We start from the raw sequence: 21,566 nt of genomic DNA, 5'->3' as shown, positions 1-21,566 counted from the left end.
TTTTTTTGATCCACGTACCATTCCTCCTTTATTCACCCAGCTGTTTCTCGCCTTTTTGTTTCATATAAATGGTCTGTCCAGGGAAAGCAAATTCTACACCTTCTTCGTGGAAAATATCTATGATGCGATAGTTAATGTCCTGCTTAATATCAAGGTTTTCAGACCAAGCTGTCGTGTTTGTGTAGAAGTTGAAAAACAAGTTCAAATAGCTGTCTGCCAATACATCGAGATTCACCATAATCGTCTCCTTATGTACACCATCATGCTCGTGAAGCATCTGTTTGAGACGCTTAATACACTGATCAATGTTTTCCTTTGGTGTATTGTAGGAAACGCGAACAGAAAACGTAATCTGACGTTTATTCATTCTCGTCCAGTTTGTGATTGGCTCCTTAGAAAGCGTAGAATTCGGAACGGTCACAACGGCTTCAGCAGGTGTTCGAAACTTTGTGCTTCGAAATGTAATATCTTCAACAGTCCCAAGAACACTTGGTGTCTCCACAAAGTCGCCCATCGTAAAAGGCTTCTCTGTAATGATGACAATCCCTCCAAAAAAGTTAGCTACTGTATCCTGCGCAGCCAGCGCAAAGGCTAGACCACCTAAACCAAGACCTGCCACAAGTCCATTGACATCATAATTAAATTCTTGTGCAATGATACTAATACTTAGTGCGATAATAATGAAACGAAGTACCTTTGATAAAAACGGTGCTAAAATATCATCCATTTCTAATTCAAATTTCGAATTGACCTTTTGAAATAAGAAGGAAGATGCTGCGGTTAAATTACAAAGTCCCCACGTCAGCATCAATATAATGGAGGATCTATACAATTTAATGATGACATCCATATGATGCTCAAAGTATGGTGCCTGTCTTAACGCAAAATATAAACCAAGTGCCACGAAAAACAGCCTGGCTGGTTTTTCAAATGCCACAACGATTTGGTTAATGACCTCCGTCTTAGACCGATTTGTCAGCCTAAACAGAAGTTGAAACAAATACTTCGTAAATACTTTCCGAAGCAATAAAAAAAGCAATAAAATACAAAGGCTAATACCGATTTGGATCGCAATATCTACTGTAAAATATGTATCCATCCATTTTTGTGTAAACATGTCTGTCTCTCTCCTTTAAAACAATCCTCTCTAGTTTATAATATAACCTTCGTTCATGTCCTCTCTTAAATGTCTGACCTCTACATAAAAAGCCTCGGGAATAATCCCGAGGCATGATGTTCAAATATGAAATTTTGGCTAGAGACATATCGACGGGCAGCAAACTACTTTTTCTTCTGAGCCTGATCAAGGAGAGTCGCTTTAAACATTTCAGCATCCGTTTCGGCCTTAATACGTTCTTCCACTCTAATTCTCCCTTTACCCAATCATCTCGCCTCCTTTTCATCATTATAAAACATCAGAATTTTCAGTCAACATGACGAAAGCACTAATATTTTGACGAACGCTGACGATTTGGACAAAATTGATCGAAGAAAAAATGATGTAGTTCAGATTTACTCAATAAGAGCTTGGGATATTCCTGCAACTTTTCACCTTTTATACACGATGCTTTCTCACCACAAGCCATGTTCCATTACATATAGCTTTCCCTCGTTCCATATAGTAAAGAAGGAAAAACAGCAAAAATTTGATATGATAAGACCAGAACTTATGTCAGGAGCTGGAGCATGTGTATATTATCGCACATAGAGGGTCATCAAGCGCTGCCCCAGAAAATACAATCGCCGCATTTGATTTAGCTGTTCAGCAGGGTGCGGATTATATTGAGTTAGACGTCCAGCTGACAATGGATCAGCACGTAGCCGTCATCCATGATGATACCGTTGATCGAACGAGTAACGGAAGCGGATTAGTGAAAAGTTATACACTTGATCGGCTGAAGAAACTGGATGCAGGAAGCTGGTTTGATTCTCAGTACGCCAACGAACGAATTCCCACCTTACAGGAAATCCTTCAAAGGTACAGTCAGCGTGTCGGGATACTGATTGAGATCAAGCATCCAAAACGGCAGATTGGGATTGAAAAAGCAGTTGTCGACATCATCAACCGGTTTGCCTATTCCCGTCACATCATGGTTCAATCTTTTGATGCCAATGCCCTTCAAAGAGTCAAAGCTTACGCCCCTTCTCTTCGAACGGCTTTTATTATAAAACCCTCTGCCTTCAAACTGACGAAAAGGAAATTAGCGGAGTACAGCTCCTTTGCGGATTGCCTTAATATGAAGAAAACGATGATTAACAGATGGTGGATTGATCGCATTCACTCAGTTGGAATGGATGTCCTTATATGGACAGTGAAAGACCAAAAAACAGCCGACAGGATCAAAACATACCCTATTGATGGAGTGGTGACGGATCACCCGCCATTTTTTCTAAAGGAGAAATGATATAAATGAAAGCATATCTCGCCGTATTTATCGGCGGATTGGTTGGTACCCTTTGTAGATATGAACTTAGCCAGTCCGTTGTCAGCCACACATTCCCCTATGCAACGCTGATTGAAAACATTATAGGCAGTCTGCTTCTTGGCTTTTCAACAGGGTATTTTATGTTTCGGAAGGGAAAAAAATATCTTGCTGCTTTAATCGGAACAGGATTTTGTGGTGGTTTTACGACAATGTCCACTTTTTCTAAAGAAACAGTTCTCTTATTACAGGATGGACTGTTCACATCAAGTGTCATGTACATTCTACTCTCAGTGATTGCTGGAGTGGGCGCTGCCTTATGTGGACTGATCACCGCTCAGTACCTCTTTCAACAAAATGAGCAGCCGAAAGGAAGCAGATAAATGATTGTATTGTATACAGCTGTTGCTGGCGGGATAGGCAGTGCCCTTCGTTTTTTCCTCAGTCAATCAATTCAGAAAACCAAGTTTCATACTCGTTTTCCGTTTAGTATTATTCTCATCAACTTACTCGGCGCAGCCGGTTTAGGTTTACTGACAGGTGCAGTGACTAACAATGATCCGCTGCTTATGATCATTGGGACTGGTTTTTTCGGTGGTTTTACAACATTCTCTACATTTAGTGTAGAGGCTGCGTCCATGCTGCATGAGCGGCAAATTGGACAGCTTGCTGTCTACTTATTGGTCACCATCATCGGGTCTTTATGTCTGTTTGCTGCGTTTTATCAAATAGGACAGCATCTTTTTTAAATATTGGTGATGGCGGCTAAGCTGATGAGCAACTGATCCATGAGCTGGCGCTTCATCAAAAAGAGTGTTTTTTCACTATAGCCGATTTCCATTGCACATTTTGCCATCCGCCAATCTCGAAAATATTTATAATCGATGAGCTGCTGCTCTATTTCATCCAACTCTTTTAATGCCGTTTCAATACAAGCAACGATGAGTTCATACTGACTTTTTTGCTCTTCTAACTTTTTCCGTGTCATGTGGTCGAGATGATGCGGGCTTCTTTTTTCAAGCTGCCTTTCGATATTTAAGATCGCTGCTTGATAATTTTTGAAATTCTTTAAATGAAACTCAATTCGTTTCATTGAGGTTTTTTTCTCCGTGATACTTGCTGTTTCGTACCAAAGCATGTCCATCCCCCTTTATCGAACGTTTGTTCTTATTATATACCGAACATATATTCGTTTAAAAGAGACTAAATACCTAAAAAAACCTTGAGCTTATTTTTCGCTCAAGGTCATTTCGTTTACTAGCAGCGGCTCCTTTATATCAAGCCCAGTGCGTGCACTGCCTTTTTCTGCCGATGTGACACCTTTTTTTAAATCAATCTTTTTAACGTAACGTCCATCCATTTCCAGCACTTTCATTCGAATATCATCAAGATAGATGGATTGTCCTTCTCTAATATCAATATTCTCTTTTAAGATGAGCCCGCCGATTGTATCAATTTCCTCATCATGATATGAAATCTCGATCAAATCTTGAACTTCATCCAATCTCACTTTGCCATCTAAAACATAATGATGATCGGCTCTTTTTTGAATAACTGGCTGCTCATCTTCATCGAATTCATCTCGAATATCTCCGACAATCTCTTCTAAAATATCTTCCGTTGTGACAAGCCCAGACGTTCCGCCATATTCGTCAGTTAAGATCGCCATATGCATTCGATCACGCTGCATCTTGACGAGAAGCTCTTGAATAGGAATCGTGTCGATGACCTCAATCACTGGATATATATAATCTTGAATTTTCAGTTGATCTTTTTCTCCTTGATACACAAGATCTGCAAAGAGCTGCTTTTTGTTCAGCATGCCGATAACATGGTCTTTATCTCCTGAAAACACAGGGAAACGTGTATACTTTTCCTGCGTCATAATGGCGAGGATATCATCTAACGGCATATCTTCTGGAATCGCACAAATTTCTCTGCGCGGTATCATGATCTCTCTGGCAATTCGATTATCGAAATCGAAAATCTTGTTCATATAATTATATTCTGATGGGTTGATTTCCCCATTTTTTAAGCTCTCAGATAATAAAATCTTCAGTTCCTCTTCAGAATGGGAATGTTCTTTTTCAGACCCCATATCGATGCCCATCATTTTAGTTAACAAACGGGCTGACCCGTTTAACACATAAATGAAAGGGAACATAAGGATATAAAATGCATGCAGCGGGCCTGACAGCCATAGCGTCATTTTTTCCGCCTTTTGAATGGCAAGCGTTTTTGGTGCAAGCTCACCTACAACTACATGCAAAAAGGTAATAATAGAGAACGCAAGTGTTGCTGAGATCAGGCTGATTGCTGAATCAGGAATGTTTGTCAAACCAAAACCTCGAACCAAAAGTTCTTTCACAGCCGGCTTACCAATCCACCCTAAACCAAGGGATGTCACTGTAATACCGAGCTGACAGGCTGACAAATATTCATCTAGCCTTGATGTCACCTTTTTCGCCATGATGGCCTTTTTGGACCCTTCGGCAACAAGCTGATTAATTCTTGAACTTCTCACCTTTACTATGGCAAATTCAGATGCAACAAAGAAAGCTGTTAAAGCAATCAAAACACCGACTATACTCAGATTAACAATATCGTCCATTTAACCTTGCTCTTTCTTTGAAGAACAAGGAGTCACCTCCTGATTGATGATGTTATGTTTTGCAAAACGGTTAACTGATTAAATAAGACGACTTTGAGGGCCCCACTTAACCACCTCCGGTTCACGTGAAATTCCGCCTCTCTACATATATATGAAACGGTATTCATTTTATCTTACCATAAATAATCTGAAAATTCCTGTATCATCATGCTGTTTTTGACATGACTGACTAAATTGAGGGAAATCCTCCTCTGTTTCTTCTTATTGGCAGGAAATATGAACAATTAACTTGTGTTTCAGACTAGAATTATATTAAACTATTTTCATAAACTATAACGTGACGGTTAGGAGGAGATGTTCAGATGGGGCTGAGAAAAAGTATCGTATTGGTGAACTAGCACAGATTGCACAGGTAACGAAACGAACTGTAGATTATTATACAAATCTAGGTTTGCTTGCGCCTGTTAGATCTTGCTCAAATTATCGTTATTACGATGAATATGCTTTAAAACGATTACAATTAATCGTTCTTTGCAAACAGCAGAGATTGGCTCTTTCTGACATCAAATCCAGATTAGATGAACAATTTCCTTCTCAAAAGGAAGATCAAGATGAACTTGTCCATTTAACCTCTGATATCGATCGGATGAATGAGCATATGGACCGCATTTTGGCACGTTGTAAGCAGCTTCAGCCAGAACAACGTGAAAAACTAAAAGAACAGCTTACTCCTGAAAAAATGACGGCTGTCCAATCATTTTTACTGCTGTTAAGTTAAAATTTTTACTAAACAGGAGGTGTTACCTTCGTTCTCAAAGTCAGAACGAAGGCCTTAATTGGACATAGTTAATTTACTCATAGTTGCTTTACTTATAGCTTTAACCGCGTTTTTCGTTGCATCAGAGTTTGCGATCATTCGCTTAAGAAGCTCAAGAATTGATCAGTTAATCGCAGAAGGTAATAAAACAGCAGTTGCTGTCAAGCATGTAACGACTCACCTTGATGAGTACCTATCAGCCTGTCAGCTTGGTATTACCATTACCGCCCTTGGTATTGGTTGGTTAGGGGAAGAAACAATTGCACATATGCTTGCTCCACTATTTGTAGAGCTGTCCATTCCTCAATCAGCTAGTTCTATTGTCACTTTTATTATTGCGTTTAGTATCATGACGTTTTTACACGTTGTCGTTGGAGAGCTTGCACCAAAAACGCTTGCCATTCAAAAGGCGGAGCAAGTATCCCTTCTATTTGCTAGACCACTGATGATCTTTTACAAAGTGATGTTCCCGTTCATTTGGGTATTAAATGGTTCTGCTCGTTTGTTAACAAAAGCGTTTGGTCTTCAGCAAGTATCTGAGCATGACATGGCGCACTCTGAAGAAGAATTGCGGATTATTTTATCAGAGAGCTATAAGAGCGGCGAGATTAACCAGTCTGAATTCAAATATGTAAATAAAATTTTCGAATTTGATGACCGTCTGGCGAAAGAAATTATGATTCCTCGTACTGAAGTTGTCAGCTTCCCTCATGATATTACCATTGAGGAAATGTTGAAGGTAACAAAGGTAGAAAAATATACACGTTATCCAATTGAAGATGGCGACAAAGACAACATTATCGGTGTTCTAAATATTAAAGAGGTTCTCACTGCCTGCATTAGCGGTGAGTGTTCTACAAGTGATACGATCGAAAAGTTTGTGAATCCGATTATTCATGTGATTGAAACGGTTCCTGTTCATGATTTATTGCTCAAAATGCAGCGTGAACGTGTACACATGGCCATTTTATCTGATGAATATGGCGGTACAGCAGGTCTTGTCACTGTTGAAGACATTCTTGAAGAAATCGTCGGTGAAATTCGTGATGAGTTCGACATTGATGAAATCAACGAAGTGCGTAAACTTGGAGAAGACCATTACATCTTTGATGGCAAGGTCCTTGTTGATCAAGTCAACCTGCTATTAGGTATACAGCTTGATAATGAAGAGGTCGACACAATCGGCGGCTGGTTCCTTACTCAGAAATATGAAGTAGAGAAAAATGACGCCATTCGTGAACAAGGCTATGAATTTATCATTAATGAAGTCGATGGACACCATGTGGCATACATCGAAGTAAAAAAGTTAAATGAACAATTATTAGAAGCAGCTGAAGAAGGCGCTTCTTAATAAAAAAACGACCCTTGCCTAAGCAAGCGGTCGTTTTTCTTATGACTTTTCAATTAATTGAGCTTCTAGCTCTTTGATTCTCGTGTTTAATACTTCCGTCATGGCACCTAATCTTTCTTTTGGCGGGAGATGGTCAAATTCAGACAGTTCAATCGGTTCACCGATGATTAAGCGCATTTTCCCTTTTTTGAAAAGACTTTTCGCATTTGAAGGTCCTTTATATGCAGCTGGAACAATTGGCGCTTTACCGAGCTGCGCAATGGTCACTGCCCCTCTTTTTAAAGGAACATCCTCTGTTGTACGTGTTCCGCTTGGAAAAATCCCAACGATCTTTCCCTCTTTTAATAATTTAATGGGCGTTTTAATACTGCTTGGCCCAGGGTTCTCTCGATCAACTGGAAAGGCATGAATCTTTTTTAAAAATCCACCGATCCATTTATTCGCAAACAATTCTTTTTTCGCCATGTAATGGATCTCAAACGGAAGAATTCCTGCGCCTAATGCAAGAACATCCACAAAACCCTCATGTGTACAAGCAATGACAAACCCCCGATCAGTTGGCAGATTCTCTTTTTGATATACTTTGATTCCACCTCGGAGACCAAATATTAATTTGACGGTATAGCCTGAAAATTTATACATAGTGCACTTCCTTTGTTTGAAAAATGAAGGATTTGTCTCTATTATAACAAATTTTTTATTACCTGGTACTAAAAATTTATGAGCAGCCCAATCCTCCCTGTCTTTTTCGTTTAAAATGAACGTTCTGACTGTATTCAAGCACATGGTTTTAGGGGAGAATAGAATAGGAATTGTGTCCAATTTTGTCGTTTTTCGATGTTTTTTCCTGATTTGTTCTATTGAAAATACTTTATAAATGATGCAAATTTCGCTATGATAAGGAGAAATGATTTTGATTCGGCGAAAGAAATGAGTAATGTACGGTAATGAGAAGTTTCGTGCAACTTTATGCCTTTCTTATGCGTGTATAACATAGAGGGGAGAAAAATCAGTGACGATCGATGAAATTTATCAAATGTATATGAACGATGTTTACAGGTTTCTGCTCTCCATGACAAAAGACAAACATTTGGCAGAGGACTTATTGCAGGAAACCTTTATGCGTGCTTATATACATATTCATTCCTACGACCATAGCAAAGTGAAACCTTGGTTATTTCAGGTGGCACGAAATGCTTTTATTGATTATGTCAGGAAACATAAAAAAGAAGTGACCATATCGGATGACCTTATTGGCGGTCTTTTACAAACGTCTGTACAAAGCCCTGCTGAACAGGTTGAAATAAAGGAAGTACTCACCATGTATTTGGAGCAGCTTCCAGATAACTACAAGGAAGCGTTGACATTGTATTATTTAAAAGAACTAAATTACAAGGAAGCATCCAAGGTCATGAATATTACTGAAGCAAATTTTAAAAGTGTTTTATTTCGTGCAAGGCAGCGCCTAAAAGCACTTTACAACAGAGGTGTTAATGATGAATGAAGAGTTTAACAAGCGATGGGAAAAATATAATAATGGTGAGATGAATGAGGAAGAAATGATAGCGTTTGAGGAAGAGCTTGAAGAAAACGAAAAACGCTTAAGCCAGGAACTGAACGACTCGGATTGGACAGATTTTTCCATCAGTCCTGAGAAGCAAAAAGCCATTTTACAATACGGAAAAAGAAAGTCATATTTACGTATTTCCGTACTTGCTGTCATATCAACACTCATTATTTTACCGCTTTGTACATTAGGAAGTTATCTATACTACGGCGTTGGCGGAGCCGAGAGCAAAGGCAATCACTTCATGGAAACAGCCGCTGTCACCGTCGCTTTGACCAAACCAAACGTGGCTATAGATATGAAGGATTTAAAAGGTCAGGTCAAACTTTTTGGGATGAACACCGAATTGAAGCTGCAAAAACAAATTGGCAATAAAACAGAAGCCATTGGCAGTGAACAAATCGAGATGTTTTTCGATAAATTAAAGCAGCCTACTATCTCTTATTATGGTGACAGTGCACGCGAAACAGAAGGTTTCTTTACTCATCCTTCGGCGCAGGCAGATGCCTCAAAAAAACAAACACTCACTACGTTAGACAAGCTTCCTGAAGGAACAGTAAGTGAAGTGTATGTATCCTATGACAAAGCTTACACACCAAAGGATGTTTATTCCTTTGCTAAAAAATACGATATGAAAGTGCTGTGGAATGCGATTAAAACAGAGGATTCATTAAGTGGAAATCAGCGGCCAATCGGCTTTCCTGGGAAAGACTCTGAATTTTTAAAAGAGCTTCAGCACACATCCAAAACTGAGGTAGATCAATTCAAAGATGCCCTTGCTTATGTCAATCAGCACCCGACCTGGGCAACCACGATCTCTGGCAGACCTGATCTTGATCTGTCTAATCGTATACGCTATATCGATCAAAATGGCGTCACGGTTTATGGCTCTGTGGTCACTGGACCTTCTAAAGAAATCGAGAAATTTGTGAAGACAAAACGTATTAAAACGGCAAAAGTGAGCGAGGTGGAATTATGGAATTGGTAAGAATCTTTAAAGAGCATAATGTATTTGGCTGGATTTCTGTCGGCACAGCGATATTATCCCTGCTCATGCTAAACCTCGCCATTATCAGCAACGTGACATTTTATTCTTTTCAAATGCTTCCTTTTGCAATGGCTGCAGTTCCATTTGGCATTATTGAACTGTTCATTAAAAAAGGCCGTACGGGTCCAGGTTTCCTCGGTGTCGTACTGAATATCTTTGTCATTGTTTGTGTCTATGCCATCGTATCAATCGATGTCGATCTTCAGTTAGGTTTTTAATCAGCAATCAAAAGCAAAAGCCCGTGTTACTTGACTGCACCAAGTAGCACGGGCTTTTTTAATTTATTTTTTATTCAATTCTGAGTGCTTTCTTGAATATAAGAAATACACAACCAGCCCAATGGCAAGCCAGATTAAGAAACGAACAAAGGTGATTGCACCAAGCTTATAAATGAGCAATCCGCAAGATAGAATAGCCAAGATCGGAATAAGCGGAACTGCTGGGCATCTGAATGCTCTCGGTAAGTCCGGCTGCGTTTTTCTCATCACAATGACCGCCACTGAAATCAAAATGAATGCTGAAAGTGTCCCGATGTTCACTAGGCTTGCCAGCTCATCAAGTGGAATAAATCCACCCATTAATGCTGACAATGTACCGAAGAACAGTGTATTGATGTAAGGTGTTTTATGCTTTGGATGAACCTTTGATAGAACCTTCGGCACCAAACCATCACGAGACATAGCAAACATCACGCGTGTCTGGCCGTACAGCATGACAAGCATCACGGTTGTCATCCCTAGGATCGCACCGACATCCACAATACCCGCCACCCAGTTTTGTCCGGCTACTTGTAAAACGAGAGACACTGGATGTGATACTCCCTCAAAATTCATGAAAGGAACGATGCCCGTCATAATCGCACTAACAACAACATAAAGCAGCGTACAAATCAATAAGGAAGTAATAATCCCTCTAGGCAGGTTGCGTGATGGATTTTTTGTCTCCTCTGCCGCGGAAGCTACTGCATCAAAACCGATAAATGCAAAGAATACTAGGGCTGCTGCACTTAAGACCCCTGATGTCCCAAATGGAACGAATGGTGTCCAGTTTTCAGGTTTTACATATTTCACAGCGACTAAAATAAAGAGCAGAATCACAGCAATTTTCATAATAACCATGATGTTATTTACTCGTTTTGATTCTTTAATACCAAAGTACAACAGGAAGGTGATAACCATTAAAATAATAAATGCTGGAAGATTAAAATATGTCACTTGCCCCTTTAAACCACCTGGTGCTGCTGTTAATTCAACTGGTATATGAATCCCTATCCCATTTAAAAATGACACAAAATAGCCCGACCAGCCCGCTGAAACGGCACTAGCGGCCAGCATATATTCTAATATTAAATCCCAGCCAATGATAAACGCTAGAAATTCCCCCATTGATGCGTACGTAAATGTATACACAGACCCTGATACAGGCACTGCGGAAGCAAATTCCGCATATGACAGTGCTGCAAACAAACAAGCAAGACCTGCGATGACAAATGATAGAACAAGTCCTGGCCCTGCAGTGACGGCTCCTGTACCTGTCAGAACAAATATCCCTGTCCCGATTATGGCTCCAATGCCAAGCATGGTTAAATCAAATGAACCCAATTCCTTTTTTAATGCTTTTTCCCCTTGTGTTGCCGCAATGAGCTCTGAAATGCTCTTTTTTCTAAACAACGAATTGCTCATACCATCACTCCCAAAACTTAGTATCAGTCTAAAGACGCCACATTCATGTAATTCACAATATTTTCTGAATATTTAGATTAAATTTAGCACAATAAATTGGTGGCGTAAAATTATTATATATGAAAATTAAAAAATGAAAACACTTTTTTTAAAAAATAGAGTGAAAATTCTTATATATCAACGGAATGTTTGTCAATAAGTGGGTTAGATTTTCTCCATTCCTTATTCAATTGATAGCTTGTCTTTCTCTATTTATTATACAACATAGAAGATTATATTTTTTTAGAATACTTATTATGCAACAAAAATTAGACCTTTTTTAAAAAGCGGGTCCACAATTATGTTATTTTAAAGCCTTTAGACTGATAGTGATCTATGATAAAAGACCAGTTCCGCGGCACAAATGATATATGAAAAAAGAGACTGCTTCATAGCAGTCTCTTAAAATGAATTAGTTTACAAATGTTTTCGCTCCAAGATAAATAGGCTTCCAATAGCTTGATGTCATATCACTGATCGTTACTCCGTCAGAAGCAGCATGAATAAACTTGTTGTTCCCAAGGTAGACACCCATGTGAGATGGACCCGATTTATACGTTGTAAAGAAGACAAAATCTCCAACTTTTGGTTTGGATACACTTTTCATCGATCCCCAGAAGCCTTCAGTGGTTTGTCTTGAAATCTTTTTTTGTTTGTTAATGATATACCACATAAATCCGCTGCAATCAAAGCCCTTCGGTGTCGTTCCACCCCATCTATATGGTGTACCGTTCTGCGCTTTAGCATCTGCTATGAGCTTAGACGTGTTTAAGGAAGAAGTAGAGACTGTTTTTTCTTTTACAGGTTTCGTCTTTACTTTAGACGTCTTTTTCACCTTTAGCTTTTGTCCGATTTTGATGAGGTCTGTTTTAAGTTTATTTAACGATTTCAGCTCTTTCACAGTCATCCCATATTTTTTGCCAATCTTCGATAATGTATCGCCTTTGACAACTTTATGAGTGGCAGTTGCTGAAGCCGTTTTTACTTTTGTTGTTGTTTTTGATGTTTTCACTGCTTTTTTCGAAGAAGTGCCATTCACTTTTAAGGTTTGTCCAACATAAATTACGTTAGATTTCAGCTTATTGTCTGATTTAATTTTGCTCACGCTTGTTTTGTATCTTTTCGCTAGAACAGAAAGAGAGTCACCTTTTTGAACTTTTACTGATTGTGCTGAGGCAGCTCCGGCAAATAATGTCGTCCCAAGTAGAACTGCACTTGCAGCTGTGATCAATTGTTTTTTCATTTGTTCCTCCTGTATGTATCTATCTGATCCGATTTTTTATCTACTCCCTATTATAAGGATCAAATACCAGAAGAAATAGTCTTGACTTCCTACGACATTATGCTTATTAATTCGGCAAAATTTATTTTTTTTTAGGGTTCTTTTTATTTCATTTTCATTACACAATCATGACAAAATAATCACACCTTGTCATGGATAAATGATACATTCATTTCTCTTTTTGGTTCATTCTATGTAAAGTGGACCTTTACAATTTTAAAGTGAACTTTACGATGCTGTAAAAAGGAATCCACACTTCTGCTCTACCATTGTAAACGTAAGAGCGATACATAAACAATGAGGAGGCAAAATGAATGAGTGTGTTGAAAAACTCAAAAACGAAAATCGCTGCAGTGGCAGCAGCATCTGTGCTATCGATTGGCATTTTTTCAGGGATTGAATTTGGACAAGCTGACAAAGCTGAGGCTAAAAAGAAGCCGAAAAATGATGTGCAAAATGTGATCGTGCTGATTGGAGATGGCATGGGAACACCTTATCTTTCAACTTACCGCTCATTTAAACACAACGGTGACCTTTCAAAGCAAACAGCGTTTGACCCTTACCTCACTGGCATGCATAAAACATACCCTGACGACTCTAAAAGTAACATTACTGATTCAGCAGCGGCTGGTACAGCCATGGCCACTGGTAAAAAAACATACAACAATGCCATTGGTGTAAATAAAAACGGCAAAAAATTAAAAACCGTTTTAGAAGAAGCCAAACGCAAAGGAAAGTCAACGGGTCTTGTCGTGACATCTGAATTAACGAATGCCACGCCTGCTGCGTATGCCACTCACGATGTGTCTAGGAAAAACACAGCAGCCATCGCTGATGATTTCTTCGATGAGAAAATCGGTAAACAGCATACAGTCGACGTCATGCTTGGCGGTGGACTTGTCGATTTTGTGCGAAAGGATCGTGATCTGACGAAAGAATTCAAACAAGCCGGTTATGATTATGTCACCAATAAAGCCGCCTTACAAAAAAACAAAAATGAAAAAGTGTTAGGCATTTTTGCTGATGGAGGTCTAGATAAAGCCATCGATCGTGATAAAACGACTCCTTCCCTGCAAGATATGACATCCTCAGCCATCAAACAGCTGTCTAAAAACAAAAAAGGATTTTTCCTTATGGTTGAAGGTAGTCAAATTGACTGGGCTGGACACGATCATGATATTGTCAGTGCGATGAGCGAAATGAAGGATTTTGAAAAAGCATTTGAAGAAGCGATTCGTTTTGCGAAAAAGGATAAAAACACGTTAGTCATCACGACAGCAGATCATTCAACTGGCGGACTTTCCTTCGGAGCAGACGGTTCGGGCAGCTGGGATTACAAGCCGGTCAAAGCAGCGAAAAAGACGCCTGACTTTATCGCAAACAAAATTGTCAGCGGCATGCCTGTTGAGTCAGCGCTGAAACAATATATCAATCTTGATTTCACAAAAGAGGAAACAGCCGCCATTCAAAAGGCAGCTGAAACAAAGGATGCTGTTAAAATTGATGATGCGATTGAAGAAGTGATCAACACGAGATCACATACAGGCTGGACCACATCAGGTCATACGGGTGATGAAGTTCCATTCTATGCATATGGTCCAACAAGCCAGCAGCTAAAAGGTCTGATGGAAAACACCGATCAAGCAAAGCACATTTTCAAACTGCTGAAAAACCAATAAAACGAGCAAAAAAGATGTCTGCTAAGAGACATCTTTTTTCGTCTTTTTTATGCAAGATATTTCCTATGAACCCCTTTTCCATCATAAGAAAACATGACTTCTTTTCCTTCAAGAACGGACTCGATATGCACACTTCTTCCCCATAGCTGATATAAATACGGCAGGACTTTTTCTAAGTATTTCAGATCAAGTTCAATGCCTTCATACCAATGCTTGATATAAAGTTCATTATTTTTTAAATAGTCGCCATCAATCACGGTCAAATACGGAAAGCCGCCATTCACTCTCATGCTAACTAACTGATCACGTACCGCCTTCCATTCTTTATCAATGACTTTATAATCTCTCCCCTGCTTTTGAAACAAGTACAAGTCTTCTCTCATCACAAGGTCTTTCGTTAAGTAGTTTCGAATAAAGGAAATATCCGATTCAATTTCCCTGACTTCAAACATTTTGCTGCGGCCAGATCCTTCTGTGACCCCAGCTTTTTTTAATTCTTCACATGGGTTGTCATAGCGCTCTTCGATATCTTCAAAAATCTTCAGCCCTAAATAGTAAGGATTGATGCCTGTTTTAGATGGCTGTACCACACCTGCATTTAATTTTGCAAACTCTATCGATTCACTTGAATCCAAATCAAGCTCCCGCATAATCCGCTGGTGCCAATATGATGCCCAGCCTTCATTCATAATCTTTGTTTCCAGCTGCGGCCAAAAATAGAGCATTTCTTCTCTCAGCATAGTAAGAACATCTCGCTGCCATGGCTCCAGCTCCCGGGAATGCGCCTCAATAAAGAGTAAAAGATCCTTTTCAGGCTTTGGCGGAAATTGTTTGACGTTTTTCTTTTTCTCACGTGTCTTCGGCTCATCCATTCCCCACAAATCATCATAAGGCGTTTGACGTTTTGGTTTATCATCTTCATATTCTTCTTCATCGTCTATACTCCAGCTTAATTTTGATCGAACAAGAGACGGATCAATATGCTCTTGGATAGCCAATACGGCATCTAAAAAGGATTCGACTTCTTTTGTTCCGTGAATATGCTCATATTCTTTGATCCGCTCTGCCGCTGCTGACATGCTTTCGACCATATCTCGTTTTGTATTTTGGAAACGGCAATTATTTTTGAAGAAATCACAGTGTGCCAGTACATGAGCCACAATTAATTTATTTTGAACAAGCGTATTGTTATCAAGTAGAAAGGCGTAGCAAGGATTTGAATTGATCACCAGCTCATAAATTTTACTTAACCCTAAATCATAATGAAGCTTCATTTTATGAAATTGCTTCCCAAAGCTCCAGTGGCTGAATCGTGTTGGCATTCCATATGCACCGAACGTATAAATAATTTCCGCGGGACAGATTTCATATCTCATCGGATAAAAATCTAGACCAAATCCTTCTGCAATTTCTGTAATTTCATCAATCGCTCTTTGTAAAAGACGTTTTTCAGATACGCTCAAGGAAACCATCCCTCCTCATCGGACTTATCCCTACTATATGAGCGTATGTAAAAAAACATGATGTTCCGCTAACCGTTTAGACGACTTCCATTTCTTTCGTGGATTGCCCGCCAAATGCTTCGAAATGAATATGGTCTGTTGGAATTCTCAGCTCTTTTAAAATATGAATGATCTCCTGTGTAAACACCGGGGAACCGCATAGATAAAATTGGCCTTTCCCTTCTCCGATCACCGATTGAAGAAATGGACGGTCAATGCGGGAAGCCGCTTTCTCAACAAGCTCACCCTTTCCAGACTGCGCAAATTGTTCATTACATAGAATGATGCGCCCATGGGCTGCTGAAGCTAAAACGCGTTCAAACTCATTTTCAAAAGCGGTGACATCCTCTAATCGATCAGCATGAATCATCGTAAATGTCTGGCTGTTTTGTGCTGCAGTTTTCACTAAACCAATCATTGGTGTGACACCAGACCCTGCACTGATGAAATAAACAGGCTCTTTTATGTCATCTTGCAAGCAGAACATTCCCTGCGGCATACTCACTTGAAGAACGTCCCCTTCTTCCATTTCATCATGCAAAAATGTGGACACATGACCATCACGCTTCACTGTAATACGGTAATAAGATGGATGATGCTCGTCTGATAAGCTGTATTGTCTGCTGCACATATAGGCTTCTCCTGGCATATCTGTCTGAACCGTAATGTATTGGCCTGCTTTATACATTGGCAGCTCTGATTCATCTTCTGGTACTAAATAAAAGGAAATAAGCGATGGTGATTCTTGCTTCTTTTTCTTTATCACAAACGGCTTCACATCTGCCCATCCGCCTGCCTGCTTCACATTTTCATCCATCATTTCTGCTTCAATGGTAATGAAAATATTCGCAATGATGTCATATGCAGCTTTCCACGCTAATAGAGTGTTATCTTCTTCTCTTAAACCAAACACATCTTTCATCGCTTCAATCAGGTGATATCCGACAATTGGGTACTGCTCTTTTTTGACCATGACACTGACATGCTTATGGGCAATTTGTTTGACCGCAGGAAGTAATACCTCTAATCGATCAATGTGCAGTGCAGCCTGATATAGTGTCGCAGCAAGTGCCTCTGGCTGACTTCCGTTCATAAGATTTGTTTTATTAAATTGATTGAGTAGCTCCGGGTGCTGGCGAATCATATTTTCATAAAAAACAGTGACAAGTTTGGTTCCCTCGGCTTTTAGTAGAGGAGCTGATTGCTTTATTGCATTCATTTGATCTGTAGATAACATCGTCATTCCTTCTTTCAAAAGAAGTATTTTGAATACATCTTTATCGTAATGGAAGACAGTCCCTAAAAGCAATATTTATAATACATGTTTTAAATGTTGTCACATTTCACACTTTCTCGAACAGTTTTTGTCTAAAATGTGTTACGATGATACAAAACTCTATTAGGTTTAGAGGTCGTCAAAATGAAACTTACGAATTACACAGATTTCTCATTAAGGGTACTCATTTATTTAGCATCAAGAGAAAACAATGAACTGTCAAATATTCAGCAGATCGCCGATGTTTATGGCATTTCTAAAAATCATCTGACGAAGGTGATTTATCATCTTGGAAAACGTGGGTATGTAGACACGATTCGCGGAAGAAATGGCGGGATCAGGCTTGGAAAAAGCCCAGAAAGCATTAACATTGGAGAGGTTGTCCGTTATACAGAGGATGATTTAGTCATGGTTGAATGCTTTGATCCAAAGAAAAATGGCTGCATCATCTCCCCGATTTGTTCATTAAAGCATGTACTTCATGAAGCACTCACTGCTTATTTAAGCGTTCTTGACGGATACACACTAAAAGATTTAACACAAAACAAAGATGCTCTCAGAGAGCTCCTGCTTTAAGGCGAAAGAATTTTATTCTTTCGTCTTTTTCTTTACCTTCTTGTAATAATAATTTATTTAAAATTATTATAAATAAATATTGACTATCATGTTTGATTCAATATAATTAGGGTATATAGATTGCTAGAAAACACTTTTTTGTTTACAGGAGGAGAAAAGAATGACAAATTCAAATCATAAAAATTTGACAACGAACCAAGGCGTTCCTGTTGGCGATAACCAAAACTCAAGAACAGCTGGTCACCGCGGACCTACCTTTCTTGATGATTACCATTTGATTGAAAAACTTGCACACTTTGACCGTGAACGTATTCCAGAACGTGTCGTTCATGCTAGAGGCGCCGGCGCTTACGGTGTGTTTGAAGTAGAAAATAGCATGGAGAAACATACAAAAGCAGCCTTCTTAAGTGAAGAAGGAAAACAAACAGACGTTTTCGTTCGCTTCTCCACCGTTATTCATCCAAAAGGTTCACCTGAAACCTTACGTGACCCGCGCGGCTTTGCTGTCAAATTTTATACAGAAGAAGGCAACTATGATCTCGTTGGTAACAACTTGCCGATCTTCTTTATTCGTGATGCATTGAAATTCCCTGATATGGTTCACTCTCTCAAGCCAGATCCTGTAACCAATATTCAAGATCCTGACCGTTATTGGGATTTTATGACCTTAACACCTGAATCCACTCATATGCTCACATGGCTCTTCTCTGACGAAGGAATCCCCGCAAGCTACGCTGAAATGCGCGGTTCTGGTGTGCATACATTTAGATGGGTGAACAAATACGGTGAAGCAAAATATGTGAAATATCACTGGAGACCTTCTGAAGGTATTCACAACTTATCTATGGAAGAAGCAGCAGAAATTCAAGCGAACGACTTCCAGCATGCGACAAGAGATTTATATGACCGCATTGAAAAAGGCAACTTCCCAGCATGGGACTTATATGTTCAGCTTATGCCGCTTAGCGATTATGATGAACTTGATTATGATCCATGTGACCCAACAAAAACGTGGAGCGAGGAAGATTACCCGCTTCAAAAAGTAGGACGCATGACACTCAACCGCAATCCTGAAAACTTCTTTGCTGAAACAGAACAGTCTGCTTTCACGCCAAGTGCATTTGTTCCAGGAATTGAGGCATCTGAAGATAAACTGCTTCAAGGCCGTCTGTTCTCATATCCTGATACGCAGCGTCACCGTCTTGGTGCGAACTACATGCGCATTCCGGTTAACTGCCCTTATGCACCTGTACACAATAACCAGCAGGATGGCTTTATGACAACGACTCGTCCAAGCGGTCATATTAACTATGAACCAAACCGTTATGACGATCAGCCAAAAGAAAACCCTCACTACAAAGAAAGTGAGCCAGTTCTTCACGGCGACCGTATCGTGAGACAAAAAATTGAAAAACCGAACGATTTCAAACAAGCTGGAGAAAGATATCGAAGCTACTCTGAAGAAGAGAAACAAGCATTGATTAAAAACCTAACAGCTGATTTGAAAGATGTAAATGACAAAACAAAATTACTTGCAATCTGCAACTTCTATCGTGCCGATGAAGATTACGGTCAGCGATTAGCGGATTCACTTGGTGTGGATATTCGCGCTTATCTTCAAGGAAGCATGAAGTAAATCCATCTCGAAATAAATCTTTGGACAAAGGGCTAAAATGATCTTAATTTTGGCCCTTTGTCTTTTTTTGAGTGTGCTAGTAAGGGCAGTTATTGAGGTTTTGTCAGAACGCCTCGAGCACCTTTTACAGAAAAAGGTGCTTCTTTATAGTCGAAACACGTTAATACTAATCAAATGACCGGTCACCGGATGAAAGTAAATTTCTGCATGTGCGGCAAAACGAGTTGTGCCTTCCTTAACAGTTACGCGAAACACATCTTTTGTCTGCTCATCATTTACTTCTGTCCGGCCAATGTAATGATAATCGTTTAAAGCGGCACCTTTATATTCATCTTTCAACGCTGTGTACGCGAGTCTTTCCCAATTTTCAAACGGCTGCACCGCTGCTTTTGATGCAGGATGAATCATCAAACTGCCAAGCAAAACGATTCCTGCTGCAATAAGCATCCACCATTTCGGCTGCATGATATCATTGATCTCACTTTCATATATGTTTTGTTTAGGTTTAGCAGGCTGGTCCTTTTTCATACATGAAGCAATTATTCAGCCTATAATTCCCGGTACGCAATTCATGCGGACACCAACTTTTCCCCTGAAAAAGTCGATATGATCCGAGCAAACTAATGAGGACTTCTCAAGGGAAAGGAGAAGGTTTAATGAATGTGGCGGATTATGATAAAGCACTTTATTATACGCATCGCTCGCAATGGGATAATTTACTTATTCTTATGGTACGTACGCAAGATGATCTGCTCTCGAAACGTATTGAGCATTTCTTACATGCGTATCAATTTAACCGGAACGATGCAGATGTTGAAAAATGTTTATATGGGCTCCTGCAGTACATTGACCACGCTTCAGAGGCTGCTGCTGCTGAAGTTTATTCACAACCGATGTACACATAAAGAAAAAGGGCTAGAATGAAGTTTATTTTAGCCCTCCCTTTTTACATACAATTAGCAGTGCGCTGTGATGGGAAACATAAAGTGGCCTTTTGCCCAATGTTCCTTTGTGTAAATAAATAGTGCATCCTCGTCATTTGGCTTCGTAACTGCGTGTAAACCTTCAATTGTCGTATCAGGCGTGAAATAAAAGATCACTTTTTCCGTTGTTTCCTTCACAATGCTTTCTACAACTTCTTGTACATTTGGTGTTTGAAGCGAGATGATATCAAAAACATGCATCGTTTCATTTTCTTCATTCATCAGCACAATGGTATCTAATGCTTCAATATAAAAAATGGCATCCGGCCATACTAATGTAAAATAAAACATCAATAAGCTGCTGTGATGCTGAGCATCCAGCTTCATTGAGTGAGTTTGCCGCTTTTCTGCGAAACGTTCAAGTAATGAGAGGTCTTGCTCCAATGTCAGCTTTTTAACATCTACGCCTTTTTTTATTTGAACAGCGCTTTTATTGATATTTAAGCTAAATTCACTTTCGTGATGACGGGTAAAACCAAATCTCGGATAAAAATCTAACACAGTTTCATTAGCAAAAAGAAAGATGACATCACACTCATTTTTGTATTCATCCATGATATGCTGCATTAACTTTGCCGCTAATCCTTTACGCTGATAGGCTTGATCTGTCATAACAGTGCCGATTTGAACTGCTCGATACGTTTGCCCATCAATGATCACTGACATAAGATAGACAGAAGCGTTAGAGATTACCTTCCCGTTATGTACAAAGGAATAAGGTATATATTTTTCATCCCAATAGCCTCTTTCGTACCAGTCACTAAAATCCAAATCAAATGTATCGATCGCAAGCTTATTAAAGCTCTCTTTTAATTTGACATCATGGCGATAATCACTTACTAATTCATATTTTCCCACTTTGATTCCCTCCCATTTTAAATTCACCTGTGATTGACCAGTTCATCACCTCCTATAAAATAAAAAAAGACTTGATGAGCATCCACTCGTCAAGTCTTTTACGTTTTTCTATTAGAAATTAGACTATACATGCCTCTCTTTTTACACAAAAGCGCACATCAAATAACCAACATCTGTGCTCTTTTTTATTCAATTCATTGAATTGAATGTGCGCTTAAAAGTTTTAGCATAACGAC

At 39.4% G+C, this 21,566-nt stretch carries 23 protein-coding genes; 12 read left to right on the top strand and 11 right to left on the bottom strand.

What is annotated here, in order from left to right:
• Positions 1-28: 28 nt before the first annotated feature.
• Together NSQ72_RS04735 and NSQ72_RS04730 are read right to left on the bottom strand one after the other, a co-directional pair.
• On the bottom strand, positions 29-1,117 hold the full coding sequence (locus NSQ72_RS04735) for a mechanosensitive ion channel family protein (protein WP_039177507.1): 1,089 nt from the start codon (positions 1,115-1,117) through the stop codon (positions 29-31).
• 164 nt (positions 1,118-1,281) lie between these two features.
• Complete coding sequence (locus NSQ72_RS04730; protein WP_017360338.1) at positions 1,282-1,383, bottom strand: YhdX family protein; 102 nt, start codon at positions 1,381-1,383, stop codon at positions 1,282-1,284.
• A 305-nt stretch (positions 1,384-1,688) separates the two neighbouring features.
• Between NSQ72_RS04730 and NSQ72_RS04725 the strand changes: the two genes are divergently transcribed.
• The 3 genes from NSQ72_RS04725 to crcB (NSQ72_RS04715) are packed head-to-tail and all read left to right on the top strand — an operon-like array spanning position 1,689 to position 3,172.
• Positions 1,689-2,405: a glycerophosphodiester phosphodiesterase gene (locus tag NSQ72_RS04725; protein WP_341083393.1), complete on the top strand. Its 717-nt coding sequence runs from the start codon at positions 1,689-1,691 to the stop codon at positions 2,403-2,405.
• Between the two features lie 5 nt (positions 2,406-2,410).
• Positions 2,411-2,806 carry a fluoride efflux transporter CrcB gene (gene crcB, locus NSQ72_RS04720; RefSeq protein WP_341083391.1) on the top strand — a complete coding sequence of 132 codons (396 nt, stop codon included), beginning with the start codon at positions 2,411-2,413 and terminating at the stop codon, positions 2,804-2,806.
• The gene (gene crcB, locus NSQ72_RS04715) at positions 2,807-3,172 is read left to right on the top strand and encodes a fluoride efflux transporter CrcB (protein ID WP_039177499.1); all 366 of its coding nucleotides are present in this window, start codon (positions 2,807-2,809) and stop codon (positions 3,170-3,172) included.
• On the opposite strand, the gene NSQ72_RS04710 is transcribed toward crcB (NSQ72_RS04715), so the two are convergent.
• Together NSQ72_RS04710 and NSQ72_RS04705 are read right to left on the bottom strand one after the other, a co-directional pair.
• Complete coding sequence (locus NSQ72_RS04710; RefSeq protein ID WP_034282242.1) at positions 3,169-3,561, bottom strand: hypothetical protein; 393 nt, start codon at positions 3,559-3,561, stop codon at positions 3,169-3,171. The genes crcB (NSQ72_RS04715) and NSQ72_RS04710 overlap by 4 nt on opposite strands.
• A 90-nt stretch (positions 3,562-3,651) precedes the next feature.
• On the bottom strand, positions 3,652-5,034 hold the full coding sequence (locus tag NSQ72_RS04705; protein WP_039177497.1) for a hemolysin family protein: 1,383 nt from the start codon (positions 5,032-5,034) through the stop codon (positions 3,652-3,654).
• Positions 5,035-5,371: 337 nt separating this feature from the next.
• Here NSQ72_RS04705 and NSQ72_RS04700 point away from each other — a divergent pair, with 337 nt between their 5' ends.
• Positions 5,372-5,812, top strand: a complete 441-nt coding sequence (locus tag NSQ72_RS04700; protein ID WP_075622707.1) for a MerR family transcriptional regulator — start codon at positions 5,372-5,374, stop codon at positions 5,810-5,812.
• A gap of 58 nt (positions 5,813-5,870) precedes the next feature.
• Positions 5,871-7,202: a hemolysin family protein gene (locus NSQ72_RS04695; RefSeq protein ID WP_039177491.1), complete on the top strand. Its 1,332-nt coding sequence runs from the start codon at positions 5,871-5,873 to the stop codon at positions 7,200-7,202.
• A gap of 39 nt (positions 7,203-7,241) precedes the next feature.
• On the opposite strand, the gene NSQ72_RS04690 is transcribed toward NSQ72_RS04695, so the two are convergent.
• Positions 7,242-7,844, bottom strand: a complete 603-nt coding sequence (locus NSQ72_RS04690) for a lysophospholipid acyltransferase family protein (RefSeq protein WP_039177489.1) — start codon at positions 7,842-7,844, stop codon at positions 7,242-7,244.
• Between the two features lie 370 nt (positions 7,845-8,214).
• Between NSQ72_RS04690 and NSQ72_RS04685 the strand changes: the two genes are divergently transcribed.
• The 3 genes from NSQ72_RS04685 to NSQ72_RS04675 are packed head-to-tail and all read left to right on the top strand — an operon-like array spanning position 8,215 to position 10,035.
• Entirely contained in the window at positions 8,215-8,706 is a 492-nt protein-coding gene (locus NSQ72_RS04685; RefSeq protein ID WP_024425287.1) for a sigma-70 family RNA polymerase sigma factor, read from the top strand.
• On the top strand, positions 8,699-9,757 hold the full coding sequence (locus NSQ72_RS04680; protein WP_041089604.1) for an anti-sigma factor: 1,059 nt from the start codon (positions 8,699-8,701) through the stop codon (positions 9,755-9,757). The genes NSQ72_RS04685 and NSQ72_RS04680 overlap by 8 nt, the downstream gene beginning before the upstream one ends.
• Entirely contained in the window at positions 9,745-10,035 is a 291-nt protein-coding gene (locus NSQ72_RS04675) for a hypothetical protein (RefSeq protein WP_024425288.1), read from the top strand. The genes NSQ72_RS04680 and NSQ72_RS04675 overlap by 13 nt, the downstream gene beginning before the upstream one ends.
• A 63-nt stretch (positions 10,036-10,098) precedes the next feature.
• On the opposite strand, the gene NSQ72_RS04670 is transcribed toward NSQ72_RS04675, so the two are convergent.
• Together NSQ72_RS04670 and NSQ72_RS04665 are read right to left on the bottom strand one after the other, a co-directional pair.
• Positions 10,099-11,499, bottom strand: coding sequence for an amino acid permease (locus NSQ72_RS04670; protein ID WP_039177483.1), 1,401 nt, complete (start codon positions 11,497-11,499; stop codon positions 10,099-10,101).
• Between the two features lie 451 nt (positions 11,500-11,950).
• Complete coding sequence (locus tag NSQ72_RS04665; RefSeq protein ID WP_025093318.1) at positions 11,951-12,781, bottom strand: C40 family peptidase; 831 nt, start codon at positions 12,779-12,781, stop codon at positions 11,951-11,953.
• A 353-nt stretch (positions 12,782-13,134) separates the two neighbouring features.
• On the opposite strand from NSQ72_RS04665, the gene NSQ72_RS04660 reads away from it, so the two are divergent.
• Positions 13,135-14,499, top strand: coding sequence for an alkaline phosphatase (locus NSQ72_RS04660; protein WP_039177476.1), 1,365 nt, complete (start codon positions 13,135-13,137; stop codon positions 14,497-14,499).
• A gap of 47 nt (positions 14,500-14,546) precedes the next feature.
• Here NSQ72_RS04660 and NSQ72_RS04655 read toward each other — a convergent pair whose 3' ends face one another.
• The gene (locus NSQ72_RS04655) at positions 14,547-15,971 is read right to left on the bottom strand and encodes a SpoVR family protein (RefSeq protein WP_445285737.1); all 1,425 of its coding nucleotides are present in this window, start codon (positions 15,969-15,971) and stop codon (positions 14,547-14,549) included.
• 67 nt (positions 15,972-16,038) lie between these two features.
• Positions 16,039-17,238, bottom strand: coding sequence for a globin domain-containing protein (locus NSQ72_RS04650; protein WP_058838775.1), 1,200 nt, complete (start codon positions 17,236-17,238; stop codon positions 16,039-16,041).
• A gap of 183 nt (positions 17,239-17,421) precedes the next feature.
• Here NSQ72_RS04650 and NSQ72_RS04645 point away from each other — a divergent pair, with 183 nt between their 5' ends.
• Complete coding sequence (locus NSQ72_RS04645) at positions 17,422-17,853, top strand: Rrf2 family transcriptional regulator (protein ID WP_047202875.1); 432 nt, start codon at positions 17,422-17,424, stop codon at positions 17,851-17,853.
• 160 nt (positions 17,854-18,013) lie between these two features.
• Positions 18,014-19,489 (top strand): catalase, encoded by a 1,476-nt coding sequence (locus NSQ72_RS04640; RefSeq protein ID WP_268474887.1) that lies wholly within the window; start codon positions 18,014-18,016, stop codon positions 19,487-19,489.
• A 144-nt stretch (positions 19,490-19,633) separates the two neighbouring features.
• On the opposite strand, the gene NSQ72_RS04635 is transcribed toward NSQ72_RS04640, so the two are convergent.
• Positions 19,634-19,954: a YqzG/YhdC family protein gene (locus NSQ72_RS04635; RefSeq protein ID WP_371412180.1), complete on the bottom strand. Its 321-nt coding sequence runs from the start codon at positions 19,952-19,954 to the stop codon at positions 19,634-19,636.
• Positions 19,955-20,145: 191 nt separating this feature from the next.
• On the opposite strand from NSQ72_RS04635, the gene NSQ72_RS04630 reads away from it, so the two are divergent.
• A complete protein-coding gene (locus NSQ72_RS04630) occupies positions 20,146-20,394 on the top strand; it encodes a YhdB family protein (protein ID WP_024425297.1) in 249 nt (82 codons plus the stop codon).
• Positions 20,395-20,445: 51 nt separating this feature from the next.
• Here NSQ72_RS04630 and NSQ72_RS04625 read toward each other — a convergent pair whose 3' ends face one another.
• Positions 20,446-21,330: a GNAT family N-acetyltransferase gene (locus NSQ72_RS04625; protein WP_064498240.1), complete on the bottom strand. Its 885-nt coding sequence runs from the start codon at positions 21,328-21,330 to the stop codon at positions 20,446-20,448.
• Positions 21,331-21,566: the final 236 nt, after the last annotated feature.

Source organism: Bacillus sp. FSL R5-0659 (genome assembly GCF_038008785.1).
GTDB classification, from domain to species: domain Bacteria; phylum Bacillota; class Bacilli; order Bacillales; family Bacillaceae; genus Bacillus; species Bacillus safensis.
The sequence above is the reverse complement of the archived record's forward strand: the minus strand, read 5'-3'. Positions and strand labels throughout refer to the sequence as shown.